The organism is Kitasatospora sp. NPDC053308, assembly GCF_055585785.1.
In genome coordinates this window covers 399,346-417,435 of record NZ_JBVJJY010000007.1, presented here as the reverse complement: position 1 = coordinate 417,435, position 18,090 = coordinate 399,346, and the positions used below count along the sequence as shown (strand labels likewise).

The window sequence follows — 18,090 nt, the reverse complement described above, 5'->3', positions numbered from 1 at the left end:
CCCGCGAGGTCTACCGCGCTCTGACCAGCACACCAACCACACAAATCACTCAAACCGACCTGGCCTCTGCGGCTTGACAGCCATAGGAGCATCCCACAGCTGCAACCCGCGCAGCGGCCCCGCCCGAACTCCCGGGCGGGGCTTCCCTGTTGAAAGGACCCGCACCTATCTCCCGCGAAGCAGTGATCACCGAGGCCCTGAAGTGGGCCGACCAGAACTACCGGGGCGGCCTCAGCCCCTCGGGCAAGTACTACGACACCCCCTTCGGCCGCTGGTACGGGCTGAACCACGAGCCGTACTGCGACATGTTCGTCTCCTGGTGCGCCGACAAGGGCGGCGAGGCCGCGGTGGTCGGCAAGTTCGCCTACTGTCCCAGCCACGTCCAGTACTTCCGCAACAAGGGCCAGTGGTTCGGCCGCGAAGCCGCCTTCAAGCGCGGCGACGTCATCTTCTTCACCTGGGACGGCGGCCCGACAGCCGACCACGTCGGCATCGTCCTGGAGGACTCCGCCCCCGGCCAGCAGGTGAAGACCGTCGAGGGCAACACTGCCCGCACCTCGGGCGCGGGCCAGGGCTCCGGCGGCTGCGTCGTCCGCAAGACCCGTCCCCGCTCCACCGTGCTCGGCGTCGGCCGCCCCGCCTACACCTCCGGCGGCACCACCACCCCGAGCGGCCAGGCCGTCACCATCAACGGCAAGCCGTACGGCCCCGGTGCCCGAGGCGAGCACATCACCGTGATGGGCCGCGCCCTCGTCCGCGCGGGCTGCTCCCGCTACACCGAAGGCCCCGGCCCGGTGTGGGGCAGCGCGGACACCGAGAGCTTCCGCGCCTGGCAGCTCAAGCTCGGCGACACCGCCGACGCCGACGGCATCCCCGGCCCCAAGCAGCTCGCCCGCCTCCTCGCCGAGTTCGGCGACGCCCTCGCACCGCAGCCGCCGGCCACCCGCACGATCACCGTCCGCCGGGGCATGACCCTGGGCGGCATCGCCGTGGCGCTGGGCACCACCGTTGCCGGGCTGCTCTCGCTGAACCCCCAGATCGACAACCCGGACCGGATCACCGAGGGCCAGCAGATCACCGTCCCCGCCGCGTCGCCGACCACCGCACCGGAGCCGACCGCGAGCCCGGCCCCGGCCGAGCCCACACCGGCCGAGACGCCGGAGCCCGCCCCGAGCCCCGACCCGCTGCCCACCCCGGCCCCGGGCGCGGCCACTCACACCGTCGCCCGGGGCGACACCCTGTCGGCCATCGCCGCCCGCTACGGCGTCGGCCTGGACGCCGCGGTCAACGCCAACCCGCAGCTCGCCGACCCGGACCGGATCGAGGTCGGGCAGGTCATCAACCTGCCGACCGCCACCGCCGGGGCCGCCGCCCCGCCGGTCCACACCGTCGTTCCCGGCGACACCCTGTGGGACATCGCCGCCAACCGCCGCGTCACCCTGGAGGCCCTGGTCGCCGCCAACACCGCCACGGTGGCGAACCCGGACCTGATCTTTCCCGGCCAGGACATCGTGATCCCCGACGGCTCCGCTCCCGTCCCGCGCCCGGCCGCCCCGAAGTCGAAGGACGAAGGCCCGGCCCCGGCGGCGAAGGCCCCCGACTCAACCGCCCCGGTCGAGGAGCCGCCGGCCACCCCGAGTACCAGCTACTCGAACGACCTCGCGGGCTGGATCGAGGAGGCCCGGGACGTCCTGCGGGCGAACGGCGACCTCGTCCCGTCCGCCGCCGCGATCGAGCACCGCGCGATGGTCGAGTCCGGCGGCAACCCGCTCGCCGAGAACCACTGGGACTCGAACGAAGCCCTCTACGGCGGGACGTACGGCCTCCTCCAGACCATCCGGCCGACCTTCGACACCTACGCGCTGCCCGGCCACCGCGACATCCTCAACCCGGTCGACTCAATCATCGCCGGGGTCCGCTACGCGAACGCGACGTACGGCTCGTTCGAGTCGATTGCCTGGAACGAAGGAGGCTACTGATGCCCGAGAACGAGCCCTTGGGCGTGGTCATCGGCCCGAGGGAGATCTACGACCAGCTCGTGGGCGTGCGGGAGGACGTCCGCTCGCTGGCCCAGAGCAGTGACGCGGTCGACCAGACCCTCCGCGACCACGAAGAGCGCGTCCGCCAACTGGAGGTCTGGCGCTACGGCGTCGTGGCCTCCGGCCTCGCGGGCGGCACCGCCCTGGCCGACGTCGTTATACGCCTGAAGGGCTGATCATGGAAGACCTGAAGACCTGGATCACCGACAACCCGGTGAAGACCCGCGCTGGCGTCGTCGCGCTGCTGACCGTGCTCAGCACCGTCGTGCCCAAGCTCGCCGGGATCGAGACCAACGAGGCCGTCATCGGCCTGCTGCTGACCGCCGCCACGATGGCCGCCGGCCACTCCGCGGGTAAGCGCGTGGTCACCCATGCGACCGACGCGGCCCGCACCGAGGCGGCCCGTGCCGAAGCGCTCGCCGAGTGTTGCGCGTGCCCGCACCTGGCCCCCGTCGAGGTAGGCGAGGACGGCATGAAGAGCAAGCGGTGAACCCTGGCCCCGGCTCGTCTTCGGACGGATCGGGGCCTTTTCCTCGTTCCGGGGAAGAGCGTGGTGGAATGGACGCCGGGTTCCGTTGGTTGCACAACGGTCCCCGTCCAAGTCGAGAGGAACGCATGCCCCCGAAGAAGCCGACCGCGCCCGCCTGGCTGGAGTTCCCTGGGGCGCAGGAGATCATGGATCGTGCGGTGCCACTCGTGGGCCCCGCGCGGGAGAAGCGTGACTTCGGCCCGCTCGCCGAGGTGGTGTTCGAGACGGCTCTGCTGTTCACCAACGCGGAGGGCCGCCCGGATCTCCGCCGCGAGAGCTATGCCGCACGGCAGTGGATGTCCGCCCTTCTGGACACCGCCGGAGTGAAGGCCCCGCCGATGTCCTCTCCCGAGGTCCGCGCGACGGTCAAGAAGGATCGGGACAGCATCCTCCAGGGAATCCGGGGCGCGCTCTCACCTGTGCGCGTCCAATACGTCCTCTCCCTCGGGTCGGAAGACCTCGTGCGCCAGTTCCCGGGGCTGGCGTCCTCCGACGAGGTCTTCGAGTACTACAAGATCATCCCGAAGGCCCAGCGGGAGGTTCGGATCGACCGGTACAACCGTCGGGCGTCCCTCCAGAGGCTCGGCGCACTCCTGGCCGACGACGAGCCGACCGTCGCGCCGGCCGACGCTCCGGACGTGATCCACGCACTCCACAGGCTCGCCGCCGCGCTGAACCCCGCCCTGTTCGACGGCGCGGAGGTCGAGGAGAAGAACCAGCTCCGCCAGGAGGTCAGCGAGACGCGCGCCGCGCTGCTCGCGTTGGAGCAGGCTCTGAGCTGACAGCCCCGGCAAAGGCCCCGTTCTCCCGTGTTCGGGAGGGCGGGGCCTTCTCGCGTTTCGGGGCGCTTCCGGCCGGGTGTTAACCGGGCTGGCTCAACGGTGGCGGAGAAGACCACCGGTTGAAGGAGCGTGCCCGAGATGAAGGACATCGCGTTGATCGGCCGGGCGAGATCCGGCAAGGACACGGCCGCCTCGGTGCTGCGGGAGTACGGGTTCACCCGGCTCGCGCTGGCGGACCCGTTGAAGGCGATGGCCTACGACGTCGACCCGGTGGTGGGCACCGAGTTTCTGGGCGTGCACGCCCCCGCCCCGGTGCACCTGGCCGATGCGGTGGACCGCTACGGCTGGGAGGCCGTGAAGGACAGGTTCCCGCAGGCCCGGCGCTTCCTTCAGCGGCTCGGGACCGAGGGCGTCCGCCGCCACGTCGACCCGGACTTCTGGATCACCCGCTGCCTCCGCGCCGCCGCCGCGATTGGCGGCCCGGTCGCGGTGACCGACGTGCGCTTCGCCAACGAGGTGCAGGCCCTTCGCGCGGCCGGGTTCGCGGTGTGGTTCATCGACCGGGGCGCCCCGGCCGGCGACCACTCCAGCGAACAGCTCGGCCCCGAGCACGCCGACCTCGTCGTCCCGAACACCGGCTCGCTCTCCGACTTCCACGCCCGAATCCGCTACGCCCTGGAGGCCACCGTATGACCCTGCGCGACCGCTTCGACGCGATCGACCGCACCGCAACCGCGATCGAGAACATCCTCTTCGTCTACACCCCCGTGCCGGACCTGCTGACCCCGCAGGAGCGCGAGGCCGACGAGCAGGCCGCGACCGCCCGCGTCGAGGCGGAGGTGCCCGGCTTCTCGGATAGCCTCCCGTCGCTCACGTGAGCTGCATCGAATAGGCCCAAGGGCGGAGCTTTGTATGGCCACCTGATTGCCCCGCTGGCTCGCAGGAAATATCTTGACAAATGAGTGCCTAGGCGCGACTCGGAAGCCGCAGTGATTCCCCATCATAATTGCTTAACTATATGAGTCAACGCATACATTGCAGCATGAGTAGAAAGCATGTTTCTTAGGTCTCTGACCTGCTGGGACGGTAGGATTCGCGACACGCTAGCGCCCTGACGCCCCAGTGTTCGGGGCGGCGTCCGCGAGTGTCGATGCACAATCCATGGTGGTTAACTCTGCTACGGGCGCTGAGCTGGAACTTTTCGCTCCCGAACAAATGGGATTTGGAATAGTGGCTGACGGCCCGTAGGCTGCCGCCAAGCGGAACGGGCCACCCCCGCGCAAGGGGGTGGCCCGCGAGTTCCGTGCGGACTGGCATCCACAGAATGGAACACCTCATCATGGCACAGCCTCGACCCGCAGCCCCCTCGCGTGGCGACCGCCCGATCACCTGGCGGGAAGCCGCCATCTACGCCCACGGGGCGCTGACCACTCTCGGCCTGCACAACCAGGTCGGGTGGCCGACGACCACCGCAGCCTCGATTGGGTTGACCGGCCCGGTGCTGTGGGAGCTGATGCGCCGTCATCGGGGCTAGGTAAGGTAAGTAAGGCAAGGTAAGTCTCAGCCCCGGCTGTCCACTGGACGGTCGGGGCTTTTGCATACCCCAAACAGAGAGGACTACATGTCTGAAGGCGTCCGCACGATCCACCAGAAGGGCAGCCGCTACTACGTCCACCCCGAATCGGGTGACCTCGCCCCCTCGGTGACGTCGATCTTGTCGATGGAGGCCAAGCCCTTCCTTCAGGACTGGTCGGCCGGCATGGCGGCCGAGTGTGCGGTGACGGACCTGGAGGTCGTCCAGCGCATCGCCTCCCGCGACAGGCAGGCCGCCGTGGACTTCCTGAAGTTCGCGGCGAAGAGGTACACCAAGGTCCGCGCCGATGTCGGCAGCTTGGTCCACGACTACTTCGAGCTGCGGCTGCGCGGCGAAGAGGTGCCGTACCCGCACCACGACGTCGAGCCGTACGTCCCGCACATCGAGGCGTGGCTCGACCGCTACCAGCCGGAGCTGCTGCACGCGGAAGACGTCGCCTGGTCGCGCGAGCACGAGTACGCGGGCAGCTTCGACTTCATGGTCCGGATCAACGGCAAGACGATCCTGGGCGACCTGAAGACCTCCAAGTCGGTCTACCTCTCGGTGGCGGCCCAGCTCGCCGCGTACGCCCACGCGGACGACCTGATCACGGTGGACCGCAAGATCCAGGCGTTCCCGAAGGTCGACGCCGGGGCGGTCCTGCACATCACCCCGCACCGCGCCGAGTTCCGCCCGGTGAAGATCGACCGCGCCGTGTTCGACCGCTTCCTCAACCTGCGCCGCCGCTTCGCCGACGACCGGGCCTCGGACGCCGGGATCATCGGCCGCGTCGCCTGGAAGAACGAGGCCGGCCACCTGACCGGCACGGCCCGCCGCGCCTCCTGACCTTGGCCTGTTAACCGCCCCGGCCTAAACACTCCGGGCCGCCCTGCTGGCGGCCCGACCCCCTACAGAACGGACTGCACTTGAGCGACGCTCTCGACAACATCTTCGACTCCAACCCGGAGCTGGCCGAGCGCGCGGAGCGCGCCGAAGCCAACGCGCGCCCGGACGTGGCCGGCACCTTCCGGGCCTACGAGCCGGACCCGGCCGGCGGCTTCCCGCGCGCCCTGCACAAGTGGCGCGTCACCAGCGCGGTCCCGGCCACCGCGGATGCCGTGGCGGAGCTGCTGGGTGGCACGCCGCACGAGCTGGACACCGAGGCCGAGGACGCCATCGCGGTGGACACGTCCACCGACCGGGTGGAGGTGGTCATCGACGGCCCCGGCGCGATCGAGTTCGACATGAAGCACTGGGTGAACGGCAAGCTCGCCCACCACTGCGACACCCGGACCTTCCTGTCGCCGCCGGAGGACGTGGGCGTGCCGTGCCGCTGCCCGCGCACCATCGCGGAGCTGAAGGCGCGGGCGAAGGACGAGCGGGGCCCCAAGCCGGACATCCGCATCAGCTTCCGGCTCGCCCACGACCCCGGCCTCGGAGTCTTCCGCTACAAGTCCTCGGGCTGGACGCTGATCAGCGAGCTGCCCGCGCTGAAGAACGCGCTGGCGAAGGTCGGCGGCCCGGCGCTGGTGAACCTGATCAACGAGCGCGTGAACTACATGAGCAAGGCGGGCCGGGAGGTCGACTACCAGAAGCTCACCGCCAAGGTGATCAAGTCCTACGACCTGGCGATCACCGACACCCCGGCTTCGGCCGTCGAGGAGGAGCCGCCGTTCTAACCGGCGCTCCACCAGCACCACCAGCGGGACCGGCTTCTTCGGAGGCCGGTCCCGCTCCCGTTTCCCCGAAGAGAGAACCCGTGTACACCCCTACCCCCGCCGAGCCGATCGCGGCCCGGCTCGTCAACGTCCTGCCCGCGACCGACCGCGCGCAGGAGATCATGCGCTCTGCCTTCCGCGAGCCACCCCGGCCGCCGTCGGCCGGCACCCGCAACTCGCAGGCCAAGCTCACCGAGCGCAAGGTCTACGCCATCCGCCGCGCCGCCGACCTGGGCGCCAGCCTGTCCGCGCTCGCCGAGGCGTTCAACATCTCGGAGCGGGCCTGCCGCCACATCGCCCGCCGGACCTCCTGGGCCCACCTGCCGGAGAGGGACTGACCGGTGCAGCACCACACGACACCCCTGTGGGAGATCCCGCCCGAGCAGCGGCGCGGCTTCCTGCACGCCCGAGCACGGGCCCTGGCCGCCGAGGGCGCCAACCCCCGCCGCCTGCTGCGGGCCTCCGACGCCGCGCACACCGCCGACTTCCGCGAGGCCCGACCGCCGGAGGAGACATGACGTACCGCATCGGAGCGGGCATCGCCCCCGCGCTGGGCGACCTGCGCCGCGCAGGCCCCGGTGACCGTCTCCTGTTCCTGCACGACGCCCGCCAGCGCCCGGACTTCTCCCGCTACTGGGAGGCCGCCGGCCTGGCCGTCTTCCGGGGAGCGGCCCTGACGGTGGTGACCGCCTAGTGGCCAACCGCAACAAGGCCAAGGGGACGAGCTGGGAGTCCGCGGTGGCCGACTACCTGAACGAACAGCTCGGCCAGTACCGGGAGTTCTGGAAGGACGGCGACCGGGCGGTCCGCTGGAAGGACCCGACCGACCGAGACAACGTCCGCCGCAACGTCCAGGAGGGCGCGGCCGACATCGGCGACCTCGGGGTGCGCCCCTTCGCCGGGGAGTGCAAGGCCGAGAAGTCGTACGACCTGGCCGCCTACGTCCGCCAGGCCGAGGCCGAGGCGAAGCACGCCGGGATGCCGTTCGGGGTCGCGTACGTGAAACGGCCCCGCGCCCGGACCGAGGGCGGGTACGCCGTCACGTCCATCCGCACGCACGCCGCGATCGTCAAGGCCCTGCGGGAGGTAGGTTACCGATCAATAGTTCAGTGACATATCGTCCACCGCCACTGATCTAGCACGGCTCACAGGTCAACTTCAGTCGAGTCGCCACCGTGGGTGTTCCGAGACGCCCGTCGTTCTGAAGCTTGCCCGAAGAAGTATCCGAGTACCAGCAACAGTGCGTTTGAGAGTACGGCGGGTGCATCGGTGTGCAGGAACATCCCGATGGTGATCGCGAGGGTGACTAGCAGGATGAAGGCAGCGCCAACCGCCACACCCATTGGCTCCTTGGACAGCCAGAACTTCAGGCGGGTGCCTCTAATTACTGACTGAGCGACCTTCCTCTGGTGGTCTGCTTCCGACTGGAGCTGCATCTCTCGAAGTAGCCCCTCGGCAGTTGCCGCTAGTTCGGTTGCTATGGCGCCAGTTCCAGCTACCTCTCCTTGCGGATCATTCACCGCCCTTGCTGAGCTTTTCGGCATTACGTTATTAGCGATTACCTGTTCAGGAAAGCTGGAGGTCGCGATCCGGCTGAGGATGTGACGCCGGCGGCGAAACAGCGCGGGACGAATGTCCGACGTGACCTTAATGTGTAACCCCGACTCGGGGTCCGCGTACCTGACTCCCTTCTGCCCGAAAGATTCCCAGTTGAGCAGCATGCTATTGGTCTCACCCAAGAGGCCGGTAAGCGAGGATTCCTCGGCGGCGGCCACCTGAGCGGCCGAAATTCCGTGAGCCCTTAATGCATCACGGAAGGCCCGCTCGACCGCAGATGTGAATTCCTTGTTATTCGGTTCCGTCGTCAACGCTGCCCCTTCGTCGCAGTGTTGAGAGCGTAGCGCCAGCGAGGCATGCACCGTAACCGGGGTGGGCGACCCGATCGCGGAACGGCTCGGTAAGGGCTCTCGATCGCAAGTCATTCCGAAACGATCACTCAGAGGAGATGGCCGTGCGCATGCAGGAAATCCTGGACCGCCTGGAGGAGTGGCGGGACTACCAGCCCGGTGAGTGGGTCGCCCGCTGCCCGGCCCACGACGACGGCAAGCCGTCGCTGTGGATCAACCTGAAGACCAACGGCATGGTGGGCCTGGCCTGCCGCGCTGGGTGTGCCTTCGAGGACGTCGTTGCCGGGATGGGCCTTCTACCGAGGCACCTGTTCAACGTGGACCCGGAGGGCCTGGTCACCGTCGCCGAGGCCCGGCCCGAGCCCGTCTCCCCGTACCTGACGGCCGGGCTGCGGGCGTGGCTGGACAGCCTGCCGGCCGGTGACGACGCGACCCCAGCCGTGGCCTACGCGCAGATACGTTTCGGCTTGCCTGCTGAAGAGCAGGACCGGCTGGGCCTGTGCTGGTGGCCCGGCCCGCAACCGTGCCCCGAGTGGGTTCCGACCTCGTTCGTCCGGTATCCCCGCCTCGTCGTGCCCATGCACGACTTCGCGGGAGTGGCCAGGGGCGCCCAGGGCCGGGACCTCTCGGGGCGCTGCCCGGGCCGGTGGATCTCGCTCGCCAACCCCGAAGGGTTCGAGTGGCAGCGGTTCGGGGTGTTCCCCAGCCCCAACCCCGATGCCCCGTGGGTCGTCGCCGAGGGCCTGTCGGACCCGCTGGCGATCGTCGCCGACGGCTACAACGCGGTCGGGGTACGCGGGGCCGCTCTGCTCAACAACGACCCGTCGACCCTGGACGAGCTGGCCGCCGGACTGGCAGGGCACGACGTGCGGGTGTGCGGCGACAACGACCGCTCCGGCCGGGAGTTCACCCGGACCATCCTCACCGCCCTCCACCAACGGGAGGTGCCCGCCCGCCAGTTGACGCTGCCTGCGGGCTTCAAGGACTACGCAGTATGGAGAGAGACCCGATGACGGCCTACGCCATCGACAGCCTGACCACCCCCTTCGAGTCGGACCGGCCCGCGCTGACGCTGCCGCCAGCCGAGGCGGTGGCCGCCTACCGCGAAGCGGCGTCCCGCTACGGGGCGAGCGACATCGTCAATGCCCACGCCCTGGTGATGTTCATGAAGGGCGGCATCAAGTACGCCGACGGCGTCGGCTTCCATGTCTGGGCGGGGACGCACTGGGTCCGCTCGGAGGTGCTGGTGCGCCAGGCCGCCCACGACCTCGGGGCCGCGATGGTGGAGACCCTGGCGCGGGAGAAAGCGATCATCCGCGAGGCCCTGGCGCTCAAGCTCGCCGGGGACGCATTGGAAGCAGAGTACGAGAAGCAGGTCGCGGCGCTCCCGCTGGCGAAGGCCGCCAAGGGCTTCACCATGGCGAGGAGGATTGACGACCTGATGCGCGAGCTGGCGTCGGTGCGCGGGGTGCACTGCGAGGTGGACGACTTCGACCACCAGCCGCACCTGCTGTCGTTCGCCAACGGGACCGTCGACCTGCGCTCCGGCCGACTCAGGCCGCACGACCCGGCGGACATGCTGACCAAGGCGCTGCCGTGGAAGTACAACCCCCAGGCGAAGGCCCCGCGCTGGCTGCGGTTCCTGGACGAGGTGTTCCCCGCCGAGCCGTCGATGCCCGCCTACATGCGCCGCCTGTGCGGATACGGCATCACCGGCTCGACGGCGGAGCAGGCGTTCGCCGTGCTCGTCGGTGTCGGCGCGAACGGCAAGAGCGTGTTCTTGGACAGCCTCAGCTACACGTTCGAAGCGCTCAGCGAGACCACTCGCTTCGAGACGTTCGAGGACCGGGGCAGCTCGATCCCCGCCGACCTGGCCGCGCTGCGCGGGGCCCGGATGGTCATGGCCAGCGAAGGGGAGGCCGGCAAGCCGATGAGTGAGTCCGTGCTCAAGCGCGCGACCGGTTCGGACCGGCTGACCGCCAGGTTCATGCGAGAGAACTTCTTCACCTACCAGCCCACTTTCCTCTTGTGGCTGGCCTCCAACCACACCCCGGCCTTCCGGTCGCAGGATGCCGGCCTGTGGCGGCGCGTGAAACTGATCAAGTTCGACCGCTACTTCAAGCCCGAGGAGCGGGACCACGGCATCTTCGCGGAGCTGCGCGAGGAGGCCGAGGGCATCGCCGCGTGGGCGGTCGCCGGGGCCACCGAGTGGTACGCCGACGGCCTGAAGGAGCCCGACTGCATCAAGACCGCCACCTCCAATTTCAAGGAGAACTCCGACGCGCTGGCTGAGTTCCTGACGGATGTCCTGGTGAAGGTGGACAGCGACAAGAGCCACGTCCCCTCCCAGGACGCCTACAACGCCTACCGCGACTGGTGCGAGGCCCAGGGCGAGAAGGCGTGGACCCGCCGCGGATTCATCAGCGCACTGGACGAGCGCGGCATCCGCCAGCACCGCATGACAAAGGGGCGGGTGCTGCTCGGCGTCCGGTTCGCGGGCGAGCCGGTACCCGCAGGTCCGGGAGTCTTCGACACCACCAACGACTAGGAAAAGAGCACATGCGGGTACACCCGTACCGACTGGCCGGAGAGCCAGTCACGATCAAGGTCGCCGAACGACCGGATGACCTGCGGGAGTTCCGCACCTGGTGGACCGCCCACGCGGCGGCCGGCACGCTGATCGGCTTCGACACCGAGACCACCGGCCTGGCCTGGACCGACCGAATACGCCTGGCGCAGTTCGCCGACACCCACACCGCGGACGTCATCCCCGTCGAACTCGGCGGGCCCTTCCGCGAGGCCGCGATCGAGGCCCTGGCCACGCTGCCGAACCTGGTGGCACACAACCTGGCCTTCGACGCGCTGAAGGTCGACAACGAGCTGGGCATCCCGCTCGAAGACCTCTACCCCCGGGCGCAGGACTCCCGGGTGGCCGCCCACCTGCTCGACAGCCGGCACGACTACGAGGGCGGGGTCGGCCTGTCCCTCAAGCCTCTGTCGGCCTGGTACGTCGACCCCAGCGCCCCCGACACCCAGAACGACCTGACGCGGGTCTTCAACGGACTCGGCCTGACTAAGGAGAACGGCTGGGCGCGGATCAGCCTCTCGCACCACGTCTACGAGTTGTACGCCGGTCTCGACGCCTTGCTCGTGGTCCGGCTGCTGCCCAAGCTGCTGGCCCGCTACAGGGCCGAGGGCCTGCGCTCGGCGCTGCTGCCGTACGAGCACTGCCTCGCCTTGGTGTGCGCGAAGCTCCAGCGGACCGGGATGCTGATCGATCCCGAGTACACCGAGGGTCTGGTCGGCCGGCTCGCCGCCGAGAAGGAACGGTTCTCCGCCGTCGCGGCCCGCTTCGGCGTCGCCTCGGTGAACAGCCCGGACCAGGTGGCCGGCGCGCTGCTCGGGATGGGCGAGCGGCTGACGGAGAAGACCGACAGCGGCGCGCTGTCGGTGGCCAAGGAGGTGCTGCTGCCCTTGGCCGATCTCGACCAGGACTGGCAGCGGCTCGGCCTGCGCGAGCCCAACGTGCTGGCCGACGCGGTGCTGCGGGCGAAGCGTGCGGGCAAGTGGTCGACCAGCTACGCCGAGGCCATGCTGAACAACCGCGACCACTTCGACCGCATCCACCCGAAGATCAACCCCATGGGTGCGATCACCGCCCGTGCCGCGCACTCGGACCCGGCGATGGCCCAGCTCCCCTCCCACGGGTGGGAGGTGCGCCGGTGCGTGGTCGCCGAACCGGGCCACGCCTACTTCTCGGTGGACCAGCAGGCCGTCGAACTCCGGGTGCTGGCCGCCCTGTCGGGCGAGTCCAGGATGACCCGGGCCATCGCCGTAGGCCACGACCTCCACGGGTACGCCGCCACCCTGATGTTCGGTGAGGACTACACGAAGGCCCAGCGCACCCTGGCCAAGATCGCCGGACTCGGCACCGCCTACCAGGGCGGGGCCGCGACGCTGGCCAGGCAGACCGGTCAGGAGGTCGAGGTCATGCGGGACACCCTGCGCCGCTACGGCAAGGCGTTCCCCGGGATCAAGCGGTGGGCCCGCAAGATGCAACGGGTCGCCCTGTCGGAGCGCTGCACGATGACCACGGTCACCGGCCGCAGGCTCCACCTGGACCGGGACAAGCTGTACAAGTCCGTCGCCTACGCCTGCCAATCCACCGCCCGCGACACGATGGGGCAGGCGTTGATCAAGATGGACGACCAGGCCCTGACCCCCTACCTCACCATGTGGGTGCACGACGAGGTGGTGGGCACCGCCCCGAAGAAGGAGGCCGCGGACGTCGCCCGCGCCTGCGCCGAGGCCATGAAGATGACACTGCTGGGCGTCCCCTTGGACACGGACGCCGAGGTCTACGGTCCCTCGTGGGCCGACGGCTACGGCCTGCCCGAGGAGTGGGCCTATGCGGCGTGAACCCGAGAGCGCGCACACGCAGTTCTGCGAGGTGTGCGACGACGAGAAGCCGCTCGGGCAGTTCGGCAGGCGCAAGCGCGCGCCCAACGGCCGGGCGAACGTGTGCCGGGCCTGTGTGAAGGCGGCCAGCGCCCGGGCCAGTCGAGACCCCGCGATCGTCCGTAAGCGCCGCGACGCCCGATTGCGCCGGCTCTACGGCATCAGCCTGGACGACTACGAGCGCATGGGCCGCCAGCAGCGCTGGCGGTGCGCGATCTGCGGTCTGAAGGCGGTCGCCGGGGGCCGCCTGGTGGTTGACCACGACCACGAGAAGCCGCATGGACAAGCCGTCAGAAGGCTCCTGTGCCGTGGCGAGAACAGTGCCCTCGGCCACTTCGGCGACTCCTCCCAGCGGCTCGATCGAGGTGCCGCATACCTACGGAACCACGGCAGGTGAGATCCAAGTCACATTACTTACCCTTTACCCGCAAAGCCGCAGGTAGTGCCCATGATCGCTACGTTCCGTATAAATTTCACAGGTTGCGCATACTTTTGACATAACTAAGCTCCTGTTCACATGCCGCGCCCGTGGATGCGCGGCCCGTGAACGGAGGACGACTATGCGCCGGGGAGGCTGGTCCCGCTTCTGCGGCGTCCTTCGCCACCTGCGTCGCCTAGCCCGCGTCGGCAGGGAGGTCGCCCAAAACATCACGCATGCAGGGTTGCTGGCCACTCGTCGCGCCATCGGCCTCACTGATGCGCAGCCACTTCGCGTGGGTGAGCGGGGTGAAGATCCGGGCGAAGCCATTCGCATATCGATCAGTGCCCTCGCCCTGCTTTATGTCCACAGTGATGTGAACCCCAACCTTGATAGAGACGGGGGTGAACGCGCCCTGTATCTGCGGATATCGCGATGCATGGCGCTGTTCGCCCGCCGCCTGTCGCTTTCGCCCCGCTCGGCAACCTGCCGACGCGCGAGTGGACTTCCCGCGGCCTGACCTAACGACAGGCCGCGTTCGGCCCCTGCCCTTCGGCTGATCCGAAGCGGCGGGGGCTTCTTCATGCCCCGACTCGGCAGCCGCGCCGGCCGGGGCTTCTTCATGCCCTGATCCGACTCAAAGGGCCGGCCCGAGCTTCGTCGCGCCCTTGTGCGTGCGCCGTCCGGCGATATCGCACACCCATCGTTCTGTCCTGTGCATGCCAAGGAATCCTCATGCCTTCCCCGTGCATCACCCCCGAACTGATCTCCCAGGCCCAGACCCCCAAGCCGCTCACCGCCCTGACCGGCATGGGCAAGCTTGACAGGGGCCGCGTCGCCACCGAGGAGATCCTGAACGGACTTGAGGGCATCGCGCGCTCCGTCTCCCGTAAGCGCGCCCAGCAGATGGAAGGCGACAGCCACCAGGCCGCCCTGGACATCGCCCAGGAGATGCGCTTCTCCTTCTGGTGCGCCATCCACGCCTGGGACACCGACGCCAAGAACACCGCGCAGTTCACGAGCTACGCCTTCCAGCGCGCCAAGCTCGACGGCCGCCAGGCCGCCACCCGGGAGACCGCTCCCGGCGCACCGCGCGACGTCGCGGGCGCCCTCATGGGCGCGCTCTCCCGCTCCGGAGGGGACTTCGAGTCGGCCAAGGACGAGCTGACCCGGCCGGACGCCAAGCGTCGTTTCAGCGCCGAGCGGGTCGACCTCGCCGCCGCCGCCTTCGCCCGTCCCCTCCCGATCGCCGCGGTGCCGGACAGCGCACTCGAAGCCTGCGCCGCTCAGGATCCGGACCGCCTGGTCGAGTACACCGAACTCGGCACCACCCCCCGCACCGAGCGCCTGCACCTGGTCGTCAAGGACGGCCGGCAAGTCGTTGCCGGGGCCACCACCGCCGGCTGGTGCACCGGCCTCCAGCCCTCCGTGGCCTTCAACCCGCTCGCCATCAGCCGCGACGCCGTGCGCTGCAAGGGCGTGAAGGTCACCGGGGCCAAGCGCGGCAAGCAGGCCAGCGGGGCGATCATCGACCGCGACGCCGAGGCCGAGACCGCCGCCCGCTTCAGCGCCGCCGCGAAGGTGAAGGCCGATCTGCTGCTGGCGTCCATGTCCCCGACCGAGGCCGCCATCGCGCGCCTCGCATTCGGGTTCGACGGCGAGCCCCCGATGCTCACCGACGCCGGGAAGCTCGACGCCACCGGCATAGCCGAGGTGCTGGGCAAGACTCCCGGCACCATCAAGGCCACCTGGTCCCGCGCCATGAGGAAGCTGCGGGCCACCGCGTGAACGCCGCTCGTGTTAACCGCCCTGCCTCAAGCCTTTCGGATCCCACTGAAAGGCCCTCGCGATGAACAACCCGACCGGCACCTTTGCCCTGCGCGGCGGCGCGACCCTGCACGTCACCCCCGACGACTACGACGGCTACCGCCTGGAGATCATCCGCGACGGCCAGACCATCCGCTACGACGGCGGGCACTCCGCCCGCGAGGTCCAGGCGTTCCTGGCCCTGCTTGCCTGAGCCGAACCCCATGACCCACACCGAGGCCCTGGCCCTCGCCCAGAAGACCGTCACCGAGATGTCCACCAACGCCCGTGGCTACCAAGGCGACCGCCCCTTCGACGCCCGCATGAGCGCCGTGCTCCGCCTGGCCGAGTTCCTGATGAACGGAGAGACCCCCCATGACGACCTCGCCTGAGCGTTACACCATTCACCTCGACGAACAGCGCTTCCCCTGCAAGTACGACGGCCCTCGTGACTACGCCAGACTTCACGTGGACGGCGAAGGCGACATCGGCCTCCTCGTCCACTACGGCGAGACCGCAGCCTCCATCTATCTCAACCCCGAGGTCGCCGAATCCCTGAGTAACGCCCTGGCCCAGGCCGCCGCCCAGTCGCGCGCCACCATTCAGGAGATCGAGCGCGTCCGCCAGGAGGAGGCCGACGCCGCCCGACGCCTCGGTGAGACGGAGGCCGCCCGCCAGGCCGAGCAGTCCCGCCAGGCCGGACAGCCCTACCTCGCGGCTGGCGGCTCCACCTCGCCCACCGCCTTCCCCCAGCCCGTCCTGGCCGACCAGCTCACCGCCCCCCAGCCGACCGTCACCGAGTACCCGCCTACCCCGCCCGCCTACCCAGTCCCCCAGCCGCCCACCTTCGCCGACGCCATGCTGCCCGCCAACGACACCACCGCCGAGCGCGAGTGCGCGTTCCTGCGCGCCTCCGAACTGCTCGGCCCCGACGCCGGAGTCGCCTCAAAGATCGCCATGGCCAACTACCTGCTGAAGGGCGCAGCATGACCCTTCCTGTGATCCACGCCGTCGTTCACCAGGTCGCCCGCGTCTACGAGGCCCGAACCCCCGCAGGCGAGCGCGTCATCGTCATCGAGACCGAGCACTCCTCGCCTGGACAGCTCACCCGCACGACCGTCCCTCTCCCGGAGCACGTCGCACTCGACGTCGCCGCCGACATCGAAGGTGTCGGGTGGTGACCCCCGTCTGACCTACACGAAAGCCCCCGGCTGGCACTGCTCGAACAGTGCTGACCGGGGGCCTTTTCTATGTTTCAGGACACGTCCGGCAGGGTCCGCTCGCCCTTCTTCTTCGGTGGCCTCCAGCCGCGCGGCTTCGCCCACTCGATGACGATCCGTTCTGGCGTAATCCGTTGACCGCTGTAGGTGGCTTGCCGGATGAAGACCTTGTCGATAGCAAGGCGCAGGAGCTGCCCTCGGAACGTGTCGTCTGCGGAGTCCCACAGCTTCGTGCAGCGGTCCGGGTCGGTGAGCACGGAAATGTCCCCGAGCGGCTGAGCAACCTTCTCCCACTCCTTCCGTGCCGTCTCCACGTCGGACACCGCTGTCCGCCGGAGCTTGACGAACGTCGCCTCGCCGTCACGACCGACGTATGCCCCGGCCGCATTCAGGCGGTCGAGCCTGGCGACGGCCTCTTCGGCGACCTTGAGCTGACCCCGTGCCTCGGACTCCGCCTTACTCTCCTCCGGGTGAGACAGGGTGAGCCAGCGTTCGCTTACGGCCAGCATGGTCGGGTCCAAGGGGTCGGCTGCCGCGAGGCGCTTCTTCCACTCCTTGAAGACGACGCGCAGAACCCCCGCGCGCTGGGCACTTACAGGAGTCGGGCACGGAATACCGGCGATGTGAGCGCTGCACCGAAACGAGTGCCCAATGGACACCGCGCGATGCCCCTCCTCCTTGAATCCGCCGCCGGCGCACCAACTGAGACCGGCGACGGGGTTGTTCTCGGGTGGAGCCTGTTCCTCTGCGCGGTCGGTTCCGAAGCCCGCTGGCCTTTCGATCCCGGCGGCCTTTCGGCGGTGCTTGTCCCAGACAGCCTGCGGGATGCCGTTGAAGCCCTTGGCGAAGACGCGGACCTTCTGCCCCTTGGCGTTGAGGTAGATGACGGGAGCGCCCTTGACCGTCACCACCTGCCATCCGAGGTAGACAGGGTTCCGGAGGATCTTGCCCACGGTGGTTGCTCGCCAGGGGCCGCCCCTCGGGGCCGTGAACCCGTCTGCGGTGAGCCCCGCCGCGATCTTCCGCTGGGATTTCCCCTCTGCCGCTTCGTAGTGAATCCGCTCAACAAGCGGCCACCACTTGTTGCCCTTGAGCTTCCGCTTCTTTGTGACCCTTAGGCCGAAGGGAACCGTGGCGAGCCACTTGCCTCCGTCCCGTTGCTCGGCCTTGGTGTCCCGAATCTTCTCGGACAGGACACGGCTGTACTCGCGGTCGCGCTCGGCATCCTCAACAATCCGGCGGCGATCTTCGGGTCGCTCGGTGTCGAGCCCGTTGATGTCGAAGACCAGCCGCTTGCCCGGCACGTCCAGGATCTTCAGGACGTCGCCCGCGCCTTTGCGGCTGAACCGCGAGGAGTCGTATGCCCACAGGCAATCCGACTCGCCTTCGAGCAGAGCGTGAACCGCCTCTTCGAAGTCCGGCCGCTTCACACCCGGCTTGTAAGCCGACAGGTTCTCGCGGAAGACCCGGCGAATCGTGTAGCCGTTCCGCTCACCCCAGCGGCGGCCCCGCGTCTCCTGCGACCGCAGGGACAAGATGTCGCGGGTTGCCGTCCCCCGGACGATCTGTGATTTCCGCAGGAGAAGGTCCAGGTGGCGGACCTGATCGTCGCCTGTGCGCGCCATGCTTTCACTCTCCGG

24 protein-coding genes are annotated in these 18,090 nt (G+C 69.1%); 22 read left to right on the top strand and 2 right to left on the bottom strand.

The annotated features are described in order from the left end of the window. Positions 1-182 precede the first annotated feature (182 nt). From ACZ6Y7_RS19405 to ACZ6Y7_RS19345, 13 genes are all read left to right on the top strand, one after another. Positions 183-1,979, top strand: coding sequence for a LysM peptidoglycan-binding domain-containing protein (locus ACZ6Y7_RS19405; RefSeq protein WP_465759115.1), 1,797 nt, complete (start codon positions 183-185; stop codon positions 1,977-1,979). Beyond that, a complete protein-coding gene (locus ACZ6Y7_RS19400; RefSeq protein ID WP_375956652.1) occupies positions 1,979-2,215 on the top strand; it encodes a hypothetical protein in 237 nt (78 codons plus the stop codon). Before ACZ6Y7_RS19405 ends, ACZ6Y7_RS19400 begins: the two co-directional genes overlap by 1 nt. 2 nt (positions 2,216-2,217) lie before the next feature. Next, complete coding sequence (locus ACZ6Y7_RS19395; RefSeq protein WP_465759114.1) at positions 2,218-2,529, top strand: hypothetical protein; 312 nt, start codon at positions 2,218-2,220, stop codon at positions 2,527-2,529. Positions 2,530-2,654: 125 nt separating this feature from the next. Continuing rightward, complete coding sequence (locus ACZ6Y7_RS19390; protein WP_465759113.1) at positions 2,655-3,350, top strand: hypothetical protein; 696 nt, start codon at positions 2,655-2,657, stop codon at positions 3,348-3,350. Between the two features lie 138 nt (positions 3,351-3,488). After that, the gene (locus ACZ6Y7_RS19385) at positions 3,489-4,043 is read left to right on the top strand and encodes a deoxynucleotide monophosphate kinase family protein (protein WP_465759112.1); all 555 of its coding nucleotides are present in this window, start codon (positions 3,489-3,491) and stop codon (positions 4,041-4,043) included. Further along, the gene (locus ACZ6Y7_RS19380; RefSeq protein WP_465759111.1) at positions 4,040-4,228 is read left to right on the top strand and encodes a hypothetical protein; all 189 of its coding nucleotides are present in this window, start codon (positions 4,040-4,042) and stop codon (positions 4,226-4,228) included. The genes ACZ6Y7_RS19385 and ACZ6Y7_RS19380 overlap by 4 nt, the downstream gene beginning before the upstream one ends. Before the next feature lie 461 nt (positions 4,229-4,689). Beyond that, positions 4,690-4,884: a hypothetical protein gene (locus ACZ6Y7_RS19375; RefSeq protein ID WP_465759110.1), complete on the top strand. Its 195-nt coding sequence runs from the start codon at positions 4,690-4,692 to the stop codon at positions 4,882-4,884. 87 nt (positions 4,885-4,971) lie between these two features. Then, entirely contained in the window at positions 4,972-5,769 is a 798-nt protein-coding gene (locus ACZ6Y7_RS19370) for a hypothetical protein (protein WP_465759109.1), read from the top strand. Between the two features lie 80 nt (positions 5,770-5,849). Then, positions 5,850-6,602, top strand: a complete 753-nt coding sequence (locus ACZ6Y7_RS19365) for a recombination directionality factor (protein WP_465759108.1) — start codon at positions 5,850-5,852, stop codon at positions 6,600-6,602. A gap of 80 nt (positions 6,603-6,682) precedes the next feature. Next, complete coding sequence (locus tag ACZ6Y7_RS19360) at positions 6,683-6,979, top strand: hypothetical protein (protein ID WP_465759107.1); 297 nt, start codon at positions 6,683-6,685, stop codon at positions 6,977-6,979. Between the two features lie 3 nt (positions 6,980-6,982). Next, the gene (locus ACZ6Y7_RS19355; RefSeq protein ID WP_465759106.1) at positions 6,983-7,159 is read left to right on the top strand and encodes a hypothetical protein; all 177 of its coding nucleotides are present in this window, start codon (positions 6,983-6,985) and stop codon (positions 7,157-7,159) included. Further along, positions 7,156-7,335: a hypothetical protein gene (locus tag ACZ6Y7_RS19350; protein ID WP_465759105.1), complete on the top strand. Its 180-nt coding sequence runs from the start codon at positions 7,156-7,158 to the stop codon at positions 7,333-7,335. Before ACZ6Y7_RS19355 ends, ACZ6Y7_RS19350 begins: the two co-directional genes overlap by 4 nt. Next, entirely contained in the window at positions 7,335-7,754 is a 420-nt protein-coding gene (locus ACZ6Y7_RS19345) for a hypothetical protein (protein WP_465759104.1), read from the top strand. Before ACZ6Y7_RS19350 ends, ACZ6Y7_RS19345 begins: the two co-directional genes overlap by 1 nt. Before the next feature lie 32 nt (positions 7,755-7,786). On the opposite strand, the gene ACZ6Y7_RS19340 is transcribed toward ACZ6Y7_RS19345, so the two are convergent. Continuing rightward, the gene (locus ACZ6Y7_RS19340; RefSeq protein WP_465759103.1) at positions 7,787-8,509 is read right to left on the bottom strand and encodes a hypothetical protein; all 723 of its coding nucleotides are present in this window, start codon (positions 8,507-8,509) and stop codon (positions 7,787-7,789) included. 149 nt (positions 8,510-8,658) lie between these two features. Between ACZ6Y7_RS19340 and ACZ6Y7_RS19335 the strand changes: the two genes are divergently transcribed. The 9 genes from ACZ6Y7_RS19335 to ACZ6Y7_RS19295 all read left to right on the top strand — a co-directional run bounded on the left by ACZ6Y7_RS19335 (position 8,659) and on the right by ACZ6Y7_RS19295 (position 16,411). After that, entirely contained in the window at positions 8,659-9,561 is a 903-nt protein-coding gene (locus ACZ6Y7_RS19335) for a toprim domain-containing protein (protein ID WP_465759133.1), read from the top strand. Next, a complete protein-coding gene (locus tag ACZ6Y7_RS19330) occupies positions 9,543-11,096 on the top strand; it encodes a DNA primase family protein (RefSeq protein WP_465759102.1) in 1,554 nt (517 codons plus the stop codon). Before ACZ6Y7_RS19335 ends, ACZ6Y7_RS19330 begins: the two co-directional genes overlap by 19 nt. An 11-nt stretch (positions 11,097-11,107) precedes the next feature. Further along, positions 11,108-12,967, top strand: a complete 1,860-nt coding sequence (locus ACZ6Y7_RS19325; protein ID WP_465759101.1) for a DNA polymerase — start codon at positions 11,108-11,110, stop codon at positions 12,965-12,967. Further along, complete coding sequence (locus ACZ6Y7_RS19320) at positions 12,957-13,403, top strand: endonuclease domain-containing protein (RefSeq protein WP_465759100.1); 447 nt, start codon at positions 12,957-12,959, stop codon at positions 13,401-13,403. Before ACZ6Y7_RS19325 ends, ACZ6Y7_RS19320 begins: the two co-directional genes overlap by 11 nt. Positions 13,404-14,159: 756 nt before the next feature. Continuing rightward, positions 14,160-15,212: an RNA polymerase sigma factor gene (locus ACZ6Y7_RS19315; RefSeq protein ID WP_465759099.1), complete on the top strand. Its 1,053-nt coding sequence runs from the start codon at positions 14,160-14,162 to the stop codon at positions 15,210-15,212. Between the two features lie 61 nt (positions 15,213-15,273). Continuing rightward, positions 15,274-15,444 carry a hypothetical protein gene (locus ACZ6Y7_RS19310; RefSeq protein ID WP_465759098.1) on the top strand — a complete coding sequence of 57 codons (171 nt, stop codon included), beginning with the start codon at positions 15,274-15,276 and terminating at the stop codon, positions 15,442-15,444. Positions 15,445-15,454: 10 nt separating this feature from the next. After that, the gene (locus ACZ6Y7_RS19305) at positions 15,455-15,622 is read left to right on the top strand and encodes a hypothetical protein (RefSeq protein WP_465759097.1); all 168 of its coding nucleotides are present in this window, start codon (positions 15,455-15,457) and stop codon (positions 15,620-15,622) included. Continuing rightward, positions 15,606-16,220, top strand: coding sequence for a hypothetical protein (locus ACZ6Y7_RS19300; protein WP_465759096.1), 615 nt, complete (start codon positions 15,606-15,608; stop codon positions 16,218-16,220). Before ACZ6Y7_RS19305 ends, ACZ6Y7_RS19300 begins: the two co-directional genes overlap by 17 nt. Continuing rightward, positions 16,217-16,411, top strand: a complete 195-nt coding sequence (locus ACZ6Y7_RS19295) for a hypothetical protein (RefSeq protein WP_465759095.1) — start codon at positions 16,217-16,219, stop codon at positions 16,409-16,411. The genes ACZ6Y7_RS19300 and ACZ6Y7_RS19295 overlap by 4 nt, the downstream gene beginning before the upstream one ends. Before the next feature lie 74 nt (positions 16,412-16,485). Here ACZ6Y7_RS19295 and ACZ6Y7_RS19290 read toward each other — a convergent pair whose 3' ends face one another. Then, positions 16,486-18,075, bottom strand: coding sequence for a recombinase family protein (locus tag ACZ6Y7_RS19290; protein ID WP_465759094.1), 1,590 nt, complete (start codon positions 18,073-18,075; stop codon positions 16,486-16,488). Between the last annotated feature and the right edge of the window lie 15 nt (positions 18,076-18,090).